The sequence below is a fragment of the Mycobacterium sp. NGS57 genome (assembly GCF_059812405.1).
Window position 1 is genome coordinate 15,266 of the sequence record NZ_JCALCP010000013.1, and the last position, 14,480, is coordinate 29,745.

Here is a 14,480-nt window from a genome sequence, read left to right on the forward strand (position 1 = left end):
GCAACACTGTAGCGCTACGGCCAGCAGCGACGGCAGACAGGAATCGGGTCGACGACGTGAGAAAAAAAGCCCAATCGGCGGCGGACGCGGCGCGGGAGAATCTCGCCGCGGAGCTGGACCGGCTGAAGCAGCGCCGCGACCGCCTGGAAGTCGAGGTCAAAAACGACCGCGGCATGATCGGTGATCACGGCGACGCCGCCGAGGCGATCCAACGCGCCGACGAACTCGTCGTTCTCGGCGACCGGATCAACGAGCTGGACCGGCGGCTGCGGAGCGGGCCCTCAGCCTCGGACGACGGGGAAACGCTGCCCGGCGGCACCGAGGTGACGCTGCGGTTCCCCGACGGCGAGGTCGTCACGATGCACGTGATCTCCATCGTCGAGGAGACTCCGATCGGCCGCGAGGCCGAGACGTTGACCGCGCGCAGCCCGTTGGGCCAGGCCCTGGCGGGGCACAAAGCCGGCGACACGGTGACCTACTCGACGCCGCAAGGGGAGAACCAGGTCGAGCTGATCTCGGTCAAGCTGCCCAAATAGCTCGCCCATGTCTGCAGCCGCGCCGCCGCGCCCACAGCTGAGTCTGACGACGCAGGTGTGGCGCTTCGTCGTCACCGGTGGCCTGGCCGGTATCGTCGACTTCGGCCTCTACCTGGTGCTGCACGGGCTGGGCCTGCCCTGGGACCCCGCCAAGATGCTCAGCTGGTGCGCCGGCACCATCACCGCCTACCTGATCAACCGTCGCTGGACGTTTCAGGCGGCGCCCAGTACGGCACGGTTCGTCGCCGTCATGGTGCTGTACGGCATCACCTTCGCGGTGCAGGTGGGCCTCAATCACTTGTGCCTGGCCTTGCTGCACTACCGGGGGTGGGCGGTGCCCGTCGCGTTCGTGATCGCGCAGGGCACCGCGACGGTGATCAACTTCGTCGTGCAGCGAGTCGTGATCTTCCGCATCCGCTGAGCCCTGCGCGCAGGCGGTACCCTCTTTGTCGATGTTCACCACCAAACGGCTCACCGGCTGGGGCCGCACCGCGCCCTCCGTGGCGACGGTGCTTTCGACCCGCGACCCGGACGAAATCGCCAAGGCGGTCGCGGACGCCGGCGACCGCGGCGTGATCGCGCGCGGGCTGGGCCGCTCCTACGGCGACAACGCGCAAAACGGCGGCGGGCTGGTCATCGACATGACGGCGCTCGACCGCATCCACTCGATCAGCGCCGACACCCGGCTGGTCGATGTCGACGCCGGGGTCAACCTCGACCAATTGATGAAGGCGGCGCTGCCGTTCGGGCTGTGGGTGCCGGTGTTGCCGGGAACCCGGCAGGTCACGATCGGCGGGGCGATCGCCTGCGACATCCACGGCAAGAATCATCACAGCGCCGGCAGCTTCGGCGACCACGTGCGCGGCATGGACCTGCTGACCGCCGACGGCGAGATCCGCCGCCTGACTCCCCACGGCGACGATTCCGAACTGTTCTGGGCCACGGTCGGGGGCAACGGCCTGACCGGCATCATCCTGCGCGCGATCGTCGAGATGACGCCGACGGAGACGGCGTATTTCATCGCCGACGGCGACGTCACCGGCAGCCTCGACGAAACGATCGCGTTTCACAGCGACGGCAGCGAGGCCGACTACACCTATTCCAGCGCCTGGTTCGACGCGATCAGCGCGCCGCCCAGATTGGGGCGCGCGGCCATTTCGCGCGGCTCGCTGGCCAGGCTGGATCAGCTGCCCAAGAAGCTACAGCGCAACCCGCTGAAATTCGAGGCGCCACAACTTCTTACGCTGCCCGACATTTTCCCGAACGGGCTGGCGAACAAGTACACGTTCATGCCGATCGGCGAACTGTGGTTCCGCAAATCGGGAACCTACCGCGGCAAGATCCAGAATTTGACGCAGTTCTACCATCCGCTGGACATGTTCGGCGAATGGAACCGCGCCTACGGCCCGGCAGGCTTCGGTCAGTATCAGTTCGTGGTGCCCACCACCGCCGTCGAGGAATTCAAGGGCATCATCCACGACATCCAGAAATCGGGACACTACTCGTTTCTCAATGTGTTCAAGCTGTTCGGCCCGGGCAACCAAGCGCCGCTGAGCTTTCCGATTCCGGGCTGGAACGTCTGCGTCGACTTTCCCGTCAAGCCCGGGCTCAACGAGTTCCTCAACGAACTCGATCGCCGCGTGCTGGAATTCGGTGGGCGGGTCTACACCGCCAAGGATTCCCGCGTCAGCGCCGAAACCTTCCACGCCATGTATCCGCGCATAGACGACTGGATTGCGGTGCGCCGCAAGGTCGATCCCACCGGGGTGTTCGTTTCCGACATGGCCCGACGTTTGGAGCTGCTGTAATGGTGCTGGACGCCGTGGGAAACCCCCAGACAATCCTGCTGCTCGGTGGTACCTCCGAGATCGGGCTCGCCATCTGCGAGCGCTATCTGCAGAACGCCCACGCCCGAATCATCCTGGCGGCCATGCCCGACGACCCGGGCCGCGACGACGCCGTGGCCCAGATGAAGGCCGCGGGCGCCAGGTCGGTGGAGCTGATCGATTTCGAGGCCACCGCCCCCGACACTCACCCCAAAATGATCGACGCGGCCTTCGCCAACGGCGATGTCGATGTGGCCATCGTGGCCTTCGGCATACTCGGGGACGCAGAGGAGCTGTGGCAAAACCAGCACAAGGCGGTCCTCGCCGCCGAAATCAACTACACGGCAGCCGTTTCGGTGGGCGTGCTGCTCGCCGAGAAGATGCGCGCCCAGGGCTTCGGCCAGATCATCGCGATGAGCACGGTCGCCGGCGAGCGGGTGCGGCGGTCCAACTTCGTCTACGGCTCCACCAAGGCCGGCCTGGACGGCTTCTACCTGGGTCTCTCGGAGGCGTTGCGCGACTACGGCGTTCGCGTCCTCGTGATCCGGCCGGGCCAGGTGCGGACCCGGATGAGCGCGCACATCAAGGAAGCCCCGCTGACCGTCGACAAGGAGTACGTCGCCAACCTCGCGGTGACCTCGGCCGTAAAAGGTAAGGAATTGGTTTGGGCGCCAGCAGCATTCCGTTACGTGATGATGGTGTTGCGACACATCCCGCGGGGCATCTTCCGCAAGCTGCCAATCTGAGCATGCGCAACGCGCTGGCCACCCTGGGCCAGATGGCTGTGGCGGTCGTCGTCGCGGTGATCGTCGCGGCGGTGTCGCTGATCGCCATCTCCCGCGTGCAATGGCCGGCCTTCCCGTCGTCGAACCAACTGCACGCGCTGACCACCGTCGGGCAGGTCGGCTGCCTGGCCGGGCTGCTCGCCGTGGGCTGGTTGTGGCGGCGTGGGTCCCGGCTGCCGGCCCAGCTGGGCGGGCTGGTGTTCGTCTCCGCGTTCACCGTCGTGACATTGGGCATGCCGCTGGGGGCCACCCGGCTGTACCTGTTCGGCATCTCCGTCGACCAGCAGTTCCGCACCGAATACCTGACCCGGCTCACCGACAGCCCGGCCCTGCACGACATGACCTATATCGGGCTGCCGTCGTTCTACCCTCCGGGCTGGTTCTGGATCGGCGGGCGCATCGCGGCGCTGACGGGAACGCCGGCCTGGGAGATGTACAAGCCGTGGGCGATCACGTCGATCACGATCGCGGTCGCCGTCGCGCTGGTGCTGTGGGCGCGGATGATCCGCTTCGAGTACGCGGTCGTCGTCACCGCCGCGACCACCGCGGTGACGCTCGCCTACAGCTCGCCGGAGCCCTACTCCGCGATGATCACCATGCTGCTGCCGCCGGTGCTGGTGCTGGCCTGGTCGGGCCTGCGCGCCGGCGGGCGGGGCGGTTGGGCCGCGGTGATCGGCGCGGGGTTGTTCCTCGGGTTCACGGCCACCTGGTACACGCTGCTGCTGGCCTTCAGCGCGTTCACGATCGCGCTGATGGCGCTGGCCCTGGCCGCCGCGCGCTGGCGGCAACACGGCGTCAAAGCCGCGCTGGATCCGCTGCGCAGGCTCGCCGTCATCGCCGTCATCACGGCGGCCATCGGGATCACCACCTGGCTGCCGTTCGCGCTGCGCGTGGCGACCAGCCCGGTCAGCAACAGCGGCAGCGCCTTCCACTACCTGCCCGCCGACGGAGCCGAGCTGACCTTCCCGATGCTGCAGTTTTCGCTGCTCGGCGCGTTCTGCATGGTGGGCACGCTGTGGCTGGTCGTGAGAGCCCGTTCGTCGGTGCGGGCGGGCGCGCTGGCGATCGGCGTGCTGGCCGTCTACCTGTGGTCGCTGCTGTCGATGCTGACCACGCTGGCGCGCACCACGCTGCTGTCGTTTCGGCTGCAGCCGACGCTGAGCGTGCTGCTGGTCGCCGCCGGCGCGTTCGGGGTTCTCGAGGCGGCGCTGGCGCTCAGGCATCGCAGCCGCGCGGTCGTCCCGGTGGCCGGCGCCATCGGCCTGGCCGCCGCCATCGCGTTCAGCCAGGACATCCCCGACGTGCTGCGCCCGGACCTGACCATCGCCTACACCGACACCGACGGCCACGGTCAGCGCGGCGACCGGCGCCCGCCCAGTTCCGAGAAGTTCTACTCCGACATCGACGCCGCCATCCGCAAGACCACCGGCAAACCGCGGGACCGGATCGTGGTGATGACCGCCGACTACAGCTTCCTGTCCTACTACCCCTACTGGGGCTTTCAGGGCCTGACGTCGCACTACGCCAACCCGCTGGCGCAGTTCGACCTGCGGGCCGCACAGATCGAGAAGTGGTCCAAGCTCAAGACCGCCGATGAGTTCATCCACGCGCTGGACACCTCGCCGTGGCCGCCGCCGACGGTGTTCCTCATGCGCCGCGGCGCAAACGGCAACTACACGTTGCGGTTGGCCCAGGACGTGTACCCCAACCAGCCCAACGTGCGCCGCTACACCGTCGACCTGCCGGCGGCCCTGTTCGCCGATCCGCGTTTCGTCGTCGACACCGTCGGTCCGTTCGTGCTGGCCATCCGCAAGCCGGCGGCCCGACCGTGACGAGCAGCTGATGGCCACCGAAACCTCGGCTGACTTGGCCGAAGAACTACCATCTACCCCCGTGGACGACGCGGGAGGAAACCACCGGATCGCCCGGGTGGTCGCTACCGTCGCCGGCCTCCTCGGGGCGCTGCTCGCGATCGCCACCCCGCTGCTGCCGGTCAACCAGACCACCGCCCAGCTGAACTGGCCGCAAAACGGGACGTTCGGGAGCGTCGAGGCGCCGCTGATCGGCTACGTGGCCACCGACCTGAACATCACCGTGCCCTGCCAGGCCGCCGCCGGGCTGGCGGGCCCGGGCAACGCCGGCAAGACGGTGCTGCTGTCCACGGTGCCCAAGCAGGCCCCCAAGGCCGTCGACCGCGGGCTGCTCATCCAGCGCGCCAACGACGAGCTGGTGCTGGTGGTCCGCAACGTCCCGGTGGTGACGGCCCCACTGAGCCAGGTGCTCGGGCCGGCCTGCCGGCGGTTGACGTTCACCGCGCACGCCGACCGCGTCGTCGCCGAATTCGTCGGCCTGACCCAGGGCCCCAACGCCGAGCACCCCGGTGCGCCGCTGCGCGGGGAGAAGAGCGGCTACGACTTCCGGCCCCAGATCGTCGGCGTGTTCACCGATCTCGCCGGACCGGCCCCGCCGGGGCTGAGCTTCTCGGCGACCGTCGACACCCGCTACAGCAGCAGCCCCACCCAGCTGAAGATGGCCGCGATGATCCTCGGGGTGGTGCTGACCGTGGCCGCGCTGGTCGCGCTGCACGTCCTCGACACCGCCGACGGCACCCGGCACCGCCGCTTCCTGCCGGCGCGGTGGTGGTCGATCGGCGGCCTGGACGCCCTCGTCATCGCCGTGCTGGTGTGGTGGCACTTCGTCGGCGCCAACACCTCCGACGACGGCTACATCCTGACCATGGCCCGGGTGTCCGAGCACGCCGGCTACATGGCCAACTACTACCGGTGGTTCGGTACCCCCGAGGCCCCGTTCGGCTGGTACTACGACCTGCTGGCGCTGTGGGCCCACGTCAGCACCACCAGCATCTGGATGCGCCTGCCCACGCTGGCCATGGCGCTGACCTGCTGGTGGGTGATCAGCCGGGAAGTCATGCCGCGGCTGGGGCACGCCGTCAAACGGAACCGGGCCGCGGCCTGGACGGCGGCGGGCATGTTCCTGGCCGTGTGGCTGCCGCTGGACAACGGCCTGCGTCCCGAGCCGATCATCGCCCTGGGCATCCTGCTGACCTGGTGCTCGGTGGAACGCGCGGTGGCCACCAGCCGGCTGCTGCCGGTGGCGATCGCGTGCATCATCGGCGCGCTGACCCTGTTCTCCGGGCCGACCGGGATCGCGTCGATCGGCGCGCTGCTGGTCGCGATCGGGCCGCTGCGCACGATCCTGCACCGCCGGTCCACCAGGTTCGGCGCGCTGCCGCTGGTGGCGCCGCTGGTGGCCGCCGTGACCGTCGCCGCCATCCTGATCTTCCGCGACCAGACCCTGACCGGCGAATTGCAGGCGACCGCACTCAAGCGCGCCGTCGGGCCCAGCCTGAGCTGGTTCGACGAACACACCCGCTACGAGCGGCTGTTCATGGCCAGCCCCGACGGCTCGGTCGCTCGCCGCTTCGCGGTGCTGGCGCTGGTTTTGGCGCTGGGCATCACGGTCGCAATGTCGTTGCGCAAGGGCCGAATTCCGGGCACGGCCGGCGGTCCGAGCCGCCGCATCGTCGGGATCACCATCATCTCGTTCGCCGCGATGATGTTCACCCCCACCAAATGGACCCATCACTTCGGTGTGTTCGCCGGGCTGGCCGGGCCGCTGGGCGCGCTGGCCGCGGTCGCGGTGACCTCCGTGGCGATGCGGTCGCGACGCAACCGCACGGTGTTCGCGGCCGTGGTCCTGTTCCTGGTGGCGCTGTCGTTCGCCAGCGTCAACGGCTGGTGGTATGTCTCCAATTTCGGTGTGCCATGGTCGAATTCGTTCCCAGCATGGCATTACGCATTCGCCACCGCGCTGCTCGTGCTGACCCTGCTGGTGCTACTGCTGGCCGCCTGGTTCCACTTCGTCGCTCCGGACAACGGGCCACCGAAAACCCGCTACGGGGCCCGCGCGGCCGGAATCGTCCAGTCGCCGTTGGCAATTGCGACGTGGGTGCTGGTGGTGTTCGAGGTTGCGTCGCTGACACTGGCGATGACCGCGCAGTACCCCGCGTGGTCGGTGGGCCGTTCCAACCTCGAGGCGTTGACGGGCAAGTCCTGCGGCCTGGCCGAGGACGTGCTGGTGGAGCCCGACCCCACCGCCGGCATGCTCACGCCGATGGGCGCCCCCGTCGCGGACGCGCTGGGGGCGGGTCTGTCGGAAGCCTTCACGCCCAACGGCATCCCCGCCGACGTCCGCGCCGACCCGGTGATGGAGCGCCCGGGCGACCGCAGTTTCATCAACGACGACAAGCTGACCACCGGCGCCGAGGCCGGCACCGAGGGCGGCACCAACCCGGCACCGGGAATCAACGGCTCGGCGGCCCAATTGCCCTACAGCCTGGATCCCGCCCGCACGCCCGTGCTGGGCAGCTGGCGCCCGGGCATCCAGGTGCCCGCCCGGCTGCGGTCGGGGTGGTACCGGCTGCCGGCCCGGGACGCGGCGCGGCCGCTGCTGGTGGTCAGCGCGGCCGGCCGCTTCGACCCCCGGGAGGTCCAGGTGCAGTGGGCCACCGACGACCAGGCGGCAGGCGGCCATCCCGGCGGTTCGTTCCAATTCGCCGACGTCGGCGCCTCCCCGGCCTGGCGCAACCTGCGGTTGCCGCTGTCGGCCATCCCGGCCGATGCCACCCAGGTCCGCCTCGTCGCCGACGACGAAGACCTGGCCCCGCAACACTGGATCGCGCTGACGCCGCCGCGGATTCCGCAACTGCGCACGCTGCAGGACGTGGTGGGGTCGAAGGACCCGGTGTTCTTGGACTGGCTGGTCGGCCTGGCGTTCCCCTGCCAGCGGCCGTTCGGCCATCAGAACGGCGTCGACGAGGCCCCGAAGTGGCGCATCCTGCCCGACCGGTTCGGCGCCGAGGCCAACTCACCGGTGATGGACAACCTCGGCGGCGGCCCGCTGGGCGTCACCGAGTTGCTGGTGAAGGCGACGACCATGGCCACCTATCTCAAGGACGACTGGTCGCGTGACTGGGGATCGCTGCAACGGTTGACGCCCTACTACCCCAACGCGCAGCCCGCCCAGCTGCAGCTGGGCACGGCCACGCGCAGCGGCCTGTGGGGCCCGGCGCCGCTGCGCAAGACTTAGCGTCTAGTGCCTCCGCCAACCAGCTTCAGTCGCGAGTGTCGACGGATCGCGGATACCGAAGTCGCCGACCCGCAACGTTATTGGGAAGAAGATGAACCCGAACTCGGGTAGCCCTTCGCCGTCGTCGGGAACCAGGGTGATGAAATCAAACGATTCGGTCTGGTCACCCGTTCGATGGGCCGTTGTCGCCGAGGCGGATGAACTCAAGATCCATCGTCCCCGCAGAACGCCGACCGTCAAATCGCCTTCTTCGATCAGCCGGAAGGTTTGGTCGTCGCGCAGTTCCAGCTGATAAGTCCGGTGCGTCGTGTCCGCACCGATACCGATACTCGGCGCGGGCGGGGATGCGGAGTATGTGCCGATCCATGCGAAGCCATTGTCGACTGGCATGAAACCGGACTCTACAACGTTGAGCCGGACTAAAACCCGCGAGATTCGACGCAAAAGGCAATCGCCGGATACGTCGCCACGAACGCCACAAAGAAGGTGTTGAGCCCCATGACGACGGCGTTGACGAAGTGAAATGCGATGCCGACGCACAGCAGGCTCGCCGCAATCGGGGGCGGCGCGACCAGAACGATCGGAGACATGCTCTCCCACAAGATGATCAGCCAGCTGACTGCAATGGAGGTGTGCCGTCGCGCCGCCAGGAACGCCGAAATCCGCTGCTGCCCGTACATCGAAGTCTGAGCTATCGCGACGAGGAAGCTGCCGTCTCGCCACCCTCGCGCGGAGAGCTTGGCGACACCGGCGACGAAGTATGAGAGGCACGCTTGCAGGGCGACGAACCACAGGTAGATGCGTGACGCACCGGCGGCGATCGGCAGGGTCACCAGGGCGAGGCCACCGACGAGTATCCACAGCATCTGATCGGCACCGTCCAGGCCATAACTACTGTGCAGCAACACCAGAAGCGACGTCAGCGCTAAGGGGACCGTCAGCACAGGGCTCACCGCGAACGGGCCGGGTAGAACCAACACCGCGACGGCGAAGGCAGCACGCACCGCCAACACCGCGAGCACGCTCGGATAGCGCACGGCCACATCCAGACTGGCACCGAGGAGACCACTCGCGAGCCGCCGGTGTCGAAGCCGAGTGATGGACCAGGACATCAAACCCGCATCATCCAGCGACTGTGGTCGACATAGGAACTCCAGACTGCAGATGAGCAGGCCGAGCGCGGTCATCTTGGCGACAACGAGTAAGGCGGTGTGCGCGTCGGAGAAGACGTTCACAGTCGGTGAAACCCCGAAACGTAGACGATTCGCTTGTCCTCAGTATCGGCGCTGGCACTGGCGCGCATCATAAGAAACCGGGTGAAGTGCGGTGGGGTTGTCCGTGGTAGGCGCGAGATGTAGTTAAGCAGTGTGAGGTAAGGAACCGACACCGCGATGCCTTTGTCATCCGCCGCGAGGTGCACGTTCATCTGTTGCTCGACATCGAAAAGCGCTTTGCGCAAACGCTTGTCGGGGTTCCACGCCAGATTGAACCAACGGCGCCGGCCGTTGATTCTCACCTCGGTCCATTCACTCAGGGTTCCGTCTCCATATTTGTCTTGGTAGAGAAAGTGGCAATCGTGGCGTGCGGGTATCGGGGCGAAGAACTGCCAATTCGGGACGAGCAGCAGCTGATCGTGTCGCCGGATCACCTTGCTCGAACGGGGAAGGTAGACGAGAACCGACGCCAACAGCCACACCGCGAAAACCGTGGCGATCGCGATCTGCATTGTCCGGTAACGGCTCCTGGAAAACCGGTCGATCGGGGACTATTGGCTCCGGCCGCGGAGTCGGGTGCGCAGCAGGCGTCGTCGCACCTCTAGCAACTGGTCGATCGACGCCGAATCATCGAACCCCGCGAGTTCGTCCTCCGAGAGTCGGTCGATCTGATCATCGACCCTCATCGCCGCAACCGTCACCACTACTGTGATCCCGACGGCGCCCGCGACCAAACCCGCCGCCAAAGCCACGCCCCACCAGGTGGTGGCTTCGCAGACCGCTGCCTCGACCATGCGGTCGGCGGGTGCGGCTGCGAGCAACGTTCTTTCGGCATCGGTCAAAGGCGGCGCAATCTGCACCACAACCCCGTCGAGCTCCAGGTCGCTATCGGGTTGATAGTACTCAGCGAGGGCGCAACCGTCTGGGGAAAGCCGGCCGCCCGTGTAGGCCAACGCCGTCCCCACCAGTTCCGCGCCCTCGGGAAGGAACAACCCGCGGTTGAGAACTTCGCCGCCGTGCAGGAAGTGCGCGAACACCGGCGCTGCGGCCATCGCCTCGGCGATGGCCTGGCTTGCCGCATGCGAGGGTTCCTCGGACACCTGGTGGCCGTAGCGTGAGCGCAGTTGATCGGCACTGTTCTCATCGCCGCGGGCCGCGGCCCGCACCGCGTCGAGCACCGCGGATCCGCGCCGGGCGATGAAGACGAGCAGCGACCCCGGGAACCCGATCGCGGATTGCGAGCCGTCGATCACCTCGAGCGGCGTCGTCCGCATCGGCCGTGCCCGGGCCTCGGCGGTGACGATGGCGTACGGCCCGTCGAGATTCTCCTCAGGCATGCGACCTCGCTCTCGTATCGAGTGCAGCGCGCGGCAGTGTGCATCACCGTATACCAGGAGAAACGCGTTGAGCCAGGGCTGAAATGAATCACTTTTCGGCGCTTTACTTCCGGGTCCGTTTGGGAGAACAGCGGACGACCGGCCTCTGCGCAAGACGTAGTCGCGTCAGCCTCCCGGTGGCTCGGGACAGAAGAACAGGCCGCAATTTCCCGGCGGCTTGCGGATTGGCGCGGGCGGGTCAGGGCCGTCCCAAATGGTGTTCCACCGGCCGCCGACGTTGCCCTTCGGGCCGCCCACGAGCAGGTACCAGGTGTGGCAGGCGCCCATGTCCCACCGGATGTCGGCCTGCGGCAGGGGCTGTCCCGGGCACCATTGATGCGGCCCTTCCGCCCACGCGTCGGCGTGCGCGGTCCCGGTGGCCGCGGCGAAACCCGCCGCCGCCACGCCGGCCGACAGCACCGCCCCGGCGATCGTCCGCTTCCACGTTCGAGGGGTGTTCATGGCTGATTCCTTCTGTCGTCCCTTGTCGTGTCACAGCCCGGGCAGGCACAGCCCGGGGATGCAGCCGAGATTCGGCGGCGGACGGTCGCCCTCGTAGACGAAGTGGCCGCGGTTGGCCTGGAACCCGTAGTCGACCCAGTACCAGGTGTGGCAGACGTTCATGTCCCACACCACGTCGGTTTCCGGTAGGTGTTGGCCCGGGCACCACTGGTACGGACCCCTCGGGCCGGCCTGGGCGGTGCCCGCGGCCAGCCCGCATCCCGCCACCCCGACGGTGCCCGAGAGCAGTGCCCCGGCGACGATCCGCTTCAGGTAGCCGGTGTTCATGTGACGAAGTGTGCCGCCGGGCCTTAGTGAAATCCTTGCGAATTTGTTGTGGGCGTTGCTTCGCACGTATTGGTAAGTCTAGACTTACGGTTCGTGGCCACTTACCAAGCCGCTCGAAACGGGGACGCCTGGGTGGCCCTGGCCGACGGGACCCGGCGCGCCATCGTGGAACGCCTCGCGCACGGCGGCCCGGCGCCCGTCGGCGAGCTGGCCCGCGATCTGCCCGTCAGCCGGCCCGCCGTCTCGCAGCACCTCAAGGTGCTCAAGTCCGCGGGACTGGTTCGCGACCGCGCCTCGGGAACCCGTCGGGTCTATCAGCTCGACCCCACCGGCCTGCAGGCGTTGCGCGCCGAGCTGGACCGCTTCTGGGCCCAAGCGCTGGCCAACTATGCGCAGCTGATCGACGAGAGCAAAGGAGAGCCGTCATGACCCGAACCCCGAACGTCGCACACCATGTCGTCGTCGACGCCCCGATCGAGCGCGCCTTCGCCGTCTTCACCGACCGATTCGGCGACTTCAAGCCGCGCGAGCACAACCTGCTCGCCGTCCCGATCGCCGAGACGGTCTTCGAGGCCCGCGTGGGCGGGCACATTTACGACCGCGGCGTCGACGGCAGCGTGTGCCGGTGGGCGCGCATCCTGCTCTACGAGCCACCCCACCGCGTCGTGTTCGCCTGGGACATCGGCTCCACCTGGCAGGTGCAGGCCGACCCGTCGAGGGCCAGCGAGGTCGAGATCCGCTTCACCGCAGAGTCGCGCGAGCGCACGCGCGTCGACCTCGAGCACCGCCACCTGGACCGCCACGGTGCGGGCTGGGAGTCCGTCGCCCGGGGTGTCGACGGTGACGCGGGCTGGCCGCTGTACCTGGACCGCTACGTTGCCCTGCTCGGCACCGGAGTCCACCAGTGACGGAGACCCTGATGACCATGGCCCGCGCCGAGCGGGCCGACCTCGCGGATTTTCTGGCCACGTTGTCGCCCCAGGACTGGGCGGCGCCGAGCCTGTGCACCAAGTGGACCGTCAAAGATGTTGTCGCGCATGTGGTCAGCTACGAGGAGCTCGGCCCTCTCGGGCTGCTGGGGCGGTTCGCCAAGGGCGCGATCGTACGGGCCAACCAGGTGGGCGTCGACGAGTTCGCCGAGCTGAGCCCCGAACAGCTGCTGGAGTTCCTGCGCAATCACCTCCAACCCCGGGGGCTGACGGCGGGTTTCGGCGGCATGATCGCACTCGTCGACGGCACCATCCATCACCAGGACATCCGCCGCGCGCTCGGTCGTCCGCGCAACGTCCCGGCCGACCGGCTCGCGCGGGTGCTGGCGCTGGTGCCGGGCAATCCGAGGCTCGGCGCCGGGCGCCGGGTCAGGGGACTTCGGCTGCGCGCCACCGACATCGACTGGGCCCACGGCAGCGGGCCCGAGGTCACCGGCCCCGGCGAGGCGCTGTTGCTGGCGATGTCCGGGCGCCCCGCGGCGCTCGCCGACCTCGACGGCCCGGGCCTGCGCACGCTGGCCGGGCGCCTGCGCAAGTAGCGCCGTCAGGCGGGGCCGACCTCGAAGGTGAACTCGAGGTTGCCGATGCGGATGTGGTCGCCGTCGGCCAGCGTGGCGCTGCCCCGGATGCGCTGGCCCTGCACCTCCACGCCGTTGGTCGACCGCAGGTCGGTCATCATGAAACCCGTTCCGGTGTCGGTGATCACGGCGTGGTGGCGACTGACGTCGGTGTCGTCGAGCACGATGTCGTTGTCGGTGTAACGCCCGATCCGGGTGATCGCGCCCGCCAGCCGATACAGCCGTCCCCGCGGGCCGCGCAGCCCGGCCGCCGCGGAGTCCGCGAGCGGTATCGACGACGTCGTCGGCTCGAAGCTGGCGGCGCCGCGCTTGTGCGTGGTCAGCTCGCCCGCCCTGGCGCCCACCGGTTCCTGGCGCAGGATCCGCTCGTGCAGGGCGCTGACCGTCGGGCCGGGGTCGATGCCGAGCCCCTCGGCCAGCGCCGTCTTGAGCCGCCGGTAGGCGCCGAGGGCATCGGACTGACGTTCGGTCATGTAGTAGGCGACGATCAGCTGCGCCCACAGCGGTTCGCGGTAGGGATGTTCGGCGGTGAGCGCCTCTAGCTCGCCGATGACCCCGTCGGCGCGCCCGCACGCGATCTCCGCCTCGGCGCGCGCGGTGTGGGCCGCCACCTTTTCTTCGGTCAGCGCGGTGGCGAAGGCGTCGACGAACGCGAAGCCGCGCAGGTCGTCGAGCACCGGCCCGCGCCACTCGCCCAGCGCCAACGACAGGTTCCTGCTGGCCTCTTCGTAGCGTCCGGCGGCGGCGGCCTGCGTTCCGGCCACCTTCGCCGCGGTGAAGCGTCCCAGGTCGCAGTCGGCGTCGGCGACACTGAGCTGGTAGCCGGGCGGGGCGCTGGCCAGCACCTGGTTGGCGTCGGCGCCGGCCGAGCGCAGCAGCCGGCGCAGGTTGGAGACGTGGGCCTGGATGCTGGTGCGCGCGGCCGGCACCGGATCCTCGTCCCACACCGCGTTGATCAACGAGTCGACGGACACCGCCCGGTTGCGGTTGATCAGCAGCATGGCCAGCACCGCCCGCTGCTTCGGGGCGCCCACCGGCACCCGCACGCCGTGGCTTGTCAGCAGCAAGGGTCCCAAGGCGCCGAACCCGAGACCCGTGTTCGTCATCGCGCTGCCAGCCTCCCGCGTCATCGGAGCGGTTCCGGGTGCTCCCGGGTCCCCATTTTGAACGCAAACGTTGGGACGAGAGTTTATTTCGTGCGCCGGCCGCGCCAAACCACAACAGCCCGTCGAGACTGCACACAGATCGCGGCCGGCCCCCCGCAAGGCGCGCTGGACG

General features: G+C 68.4%; 16 protein-coding genes. 9 read left to right on the forward strand and 7 right to left on the reverse strand.

Annotated features, from left to right (window positions below):
* The first annotated feature begins 56 nt into the window (after window positions 1–56).
* Genes AC5Y43_RS21875 through AC5Y43_RS21900 form a run of 6 tightly spaced genes read left to right on the forward strand, consistent with a single transcriptional unit; the run spans window position 57 to window position 8,256 of the window.
* Entirely contained in the window at window positions 57–536 is a 480-nt protein-coding gene (locus tag AC5Y43_RS21875) for a GreA/GreB family elongation factor (protein WP_499975951.1), read from the forward strand.
* Window positions 537–543: 7 nt separating this feature from the next.
* Entirely contained in the window at window positions 544–957 is a 414-nt protein-coding gene (locus AC5Y43_RS21880; RefSeq protein WP_499975953.1) for a GtrA family protein, read from the forward strand.
* A 31-nt stretch (window positions 958–988) separates the two neighbouring features.
* Complete coding sequence (gene dprE1 / locus AC5Y43_RS21885) at window positions 989–2,344, forward strand: decaprenylphosphoryl-beta-D-ribose oxidase (RefSeq protein WP_499975955.1); 1,356 nt, start codon at window positions 989–991, stop codon at window positions 2,342–2,344.
* Window positions 2,344–3,108, forward strand: a complete 765-nt coding sequence (gene dprE2, locus AC5Y43_RS21890) for a decaprenylphospho-beta-D-erythro-pentofuranosid-2-ulose 2-reductase (RefSeq protein ID WP_499975957.1) — start codon at window positions 2,344–2,346, stop codon at window positions 3,106–3,108. The genes dprE1 and dprE2 overlap by 1 nt, the downstream gene beginning before the upstream one ends.
* Before the next feature lie 2 nt (window positions 3,109–3,110).
* On the forward strand, window positions 3,111–4,979 hold the full coding sequence (locus AC5Y43_RS21895; RefSeq protein ID WP_499975959.1) for a galactan 5-O-arabinofuranosyltransferase: 1,869 nt from the start codon (window positions 3,111–3,113) through the stop codon (window positions 4,977–4,979).
* Between the two features lie 10 nt (window positions 4,980–4,989).
* Complete coding sequence (locus AC5Y43_RS21900) at window positions 4,990–8,256, forward strand: arabinosyltransferase domain-containing protein (RefSeq protein WP_499975960.1); 3,267 nt, start codon at window positions 4,990–4,992, stop codon at window positions 8,254–8,256.
* A 3-nt stretch (window positions 8,257–8,259) separates the two neighbouring features.
* On the opposite strand, the gene AC5Y43_RS21905 is transcribed toward AC5Y43_RS21900, so the two are convergent.
* The 6 genes from AC5Y43_RS21905 to AC5Y43_RS21930 all read right to left on the reverse strand — a co-directional run bounded on the left by AC5Y43_RS21905 (window position 8,260) and on the right by AC5Y43_RS21930 (window position 11,635).
* Window positions 8,260–8,646 carry a hypothetical protein gene (locus AC5Y43_RS21905; RefSeq protein WP_499975963.1) on the reverse strand — a complete coding sequence of 129 codons (387 nt, stop codon included), beginning with the start codon at window positions 8,644–8,646 and terminating at the stop codon, window positions 8,260–8,262.
* Window positions 8,647–8,675: 29 nt separating this feature from the next.
* Window positions 8,676–9,491 (reverse strand): HTTM domain-containing protein, encoded by an 816-nt coding sequence (locus AC5Y43_RS21910; RefSeq protein ID WP_499975965.1) that lies wholly within the window; start codon window positions 9,489–9,491, stop codon window positions 8,676–8,678.
* Window positions 9,488–9,982 carry a hypothetical protein gene (locus AC5Y43_RS21915; protein WP_499975966.1) on the reverse strand — a complete coding sequence of 165 codons (495 nt, stop codon included), beginning with the start codon at window positions 9,980–9,982 and terminating at the stop codon, window positions 9,488–9,490. The genes AC5Y43_RS21910 and AC5Y43_RS21915 overlap by 4 nt, the downstream gene beginning before the upstream one ends.
* A 39-nt stretch (window positions 9,983–10,021) precedes the next feature.
* On the reverse strand, window positions 10,022–10,807 hold the full coding sequence (locus tag AC5Y43_RS21920; protein WP_499975967.1) for a hypothetical protein: 786 nt from the start codon (window positions 10,805–10,807) through the stop codon (window positions 10,022–10,024).
* 165 nt (window positions 10,808–10,972) lie between these two features.
* On the reverse strand, window positions 10,973–11,308 hold the full coding sequence (locus AC5Y43_RS21925) for a hypothetical protein (RefSeq protein ID WP_499975969.1): 336 nt from the start codon (window positions 11,306–11,308) through the stop codon (window positions 10,973–10,975).
* Between the two features lie 30 nt (window positions 11,309–11,338).
* Entirely contained in the window at window positions 11,339–11,635 is a 297-nt protein-coding gene (locus tag AC5Y43_RS21930) for a hypothetical protein (protein WP_499975971.1), read from the reverse strand.
* Between the two features lie 93 nt (window positions 11,636–11,728).
* Between AC5Y43_RS21930 and AC5Y43_RS21935 the strand changes: the two genes are divergently transcribed.
* From AC5Y43_RS21935 to AC5Y43_RS21945, 3 genes are read left to right on the forward strand one after another with little or no spacing between them, the layout of a single operon-like run.
* The gene (locus tag AC5Y43_RS21935; protein ID WP_499975974.1) at window positions 11,729–12,064 is read left to right on the forward strand and encodes an ArsR/SmtB family transcription factor; all 336 of its coding nucleotides are present in this window, start codon (window positions 11,729–11,731) and stop codon (window positions 12,062–12,064) included.
* Window positions 12,061–12,543, forward strand: coding sequence for an SRPBCC family protein (locus tag AC5Y43_RS21940; RefSeq protein ID WP_499975975.1), 483 nt, complete (start codon window positions 12,061–12,063; stop codon window positions 12,541–12,543). The genes AC5Y43_RS21935 and AC5Y43_RS21940 overlap by 4 nt, the downstream gene beginning before the upstream one ends.
* A complete protein-coding gene (locus AC5Y43_RS21945; RefSeq protein ID WP_499975977.1) occupies window positions 12,540–13,163 on the forward strand; it encodes a maleylpyruvate isomerase family mycothiol-dependent enzyme in 624 nt (207 codons plus the stop codon). The genes AC5Y43_RS21940 and AC5Y43_RS21945 overlap by 4 nt, the downstream gene beginning before the upstream one ends.
* A gap of 5 nt (window positions 13,164–13,168) precedes the next feature.
* Here AC5Y43_RS21945 and AC5Y43_RS21950 read toward each other — a convergent pair whose 3' ends face one another.
* On the reverse strand, window positions 13,169–14,308 hold the full coding sequence (locus AC5Y43_RS21950) for a BTAD domain-containing putative transcriptional regulator (protein ID WP_499975978.1): 1,140 nt from the start codon (window positions 14,306–14,308) through the stop codon (window positions 13,169–13,171).
* Between the last annotated feature and the right edge of the window lie 172 nt (window positions 14,309–14,480).

Coding starts and splice junctions, on each gene's coding strand:
- dprE1 (WP_499975955.1), top strand. CDS start 989: ATGTTCACCACCAAACGGCTCACCGGCTGGGGCCGCACCGCGCCCTCC.
- AC5Y43_RS21895 (WP_499975959.1), top strand. CDS start 3,111: ATGCGCAACGCGCTGGCCACCCTGGGCCAGATGGCTGTGGCGGTCGTC.
- AC5Y43_RS21930 (WP_499975971.1), bottom strand. CDS start 11,635: ATGAACACCGGCTACCTGAAGCGGATCGTCGCCGGGGCACTGCTCTCG.
- AC5Y43_RS21915 (WP_499975966.1), bottom strand. CDS start 9,982: ATGCAGATCGCGATCGCCACGGTTTTCGCGGTGTGGCTGTTGGCGTCG.
- AC5Y43_RS21880 (WP_499975953.1), top strand. CDS start 544: ATGTCTGCAGCCGCGCCGCCGCGCCCACAGCTGAGTCTGACGACGCAG.
- AC5Y43_RS21925 (WP_499975969.1), bottom strand. CDS start 11,308: ATGAACACCCCTCGAACGTGGAAGCGGACGATCGCCGGGGCGGTGCTG.
- AC5Y43_RS21900 (WP_499975960.1), top strand. CDS start 4,990: ATGGCCACCGAAACCTCGGCTGACTTGGCCGAAGAACTACCATCTACC.
- AC5Y43_RS21940 (WP_499975975.1), top strand. CDS start 12,061: ATGACCCGAACCCCGAACGTCGCACACCATGTCGTCGTCGACGCCCCG.
- AC5Y43_RS21950 (WP_499975978.1), bottom strand. CDS start 14,308: ATGACGAACACGGGTCTCGGGTTCGGCGCCTTGGGACCCTTGCTGCTG.
- dprE2 (WP_499975957.1), top strand. CDS start 2,344: ATGGTGCTGGACGCCGTGGGAAACCCCCAGACAATCCTGCTGCTCGGT.
- AC5Y43_RS21920 (WP_499975967.1), bottom strand. CDS start 10,807: ATGCCTGAGGAGAATCTCGACGGGCCGTACGCCATCGTCACCGCCGAG.
- AC5Y43_RS21905 (WP_499975963.1), bottom strand. CDS start 8,646: ATGCCAGTCGACAATGGCTTCGCATGGATCGGCACATACTCCGCATCC.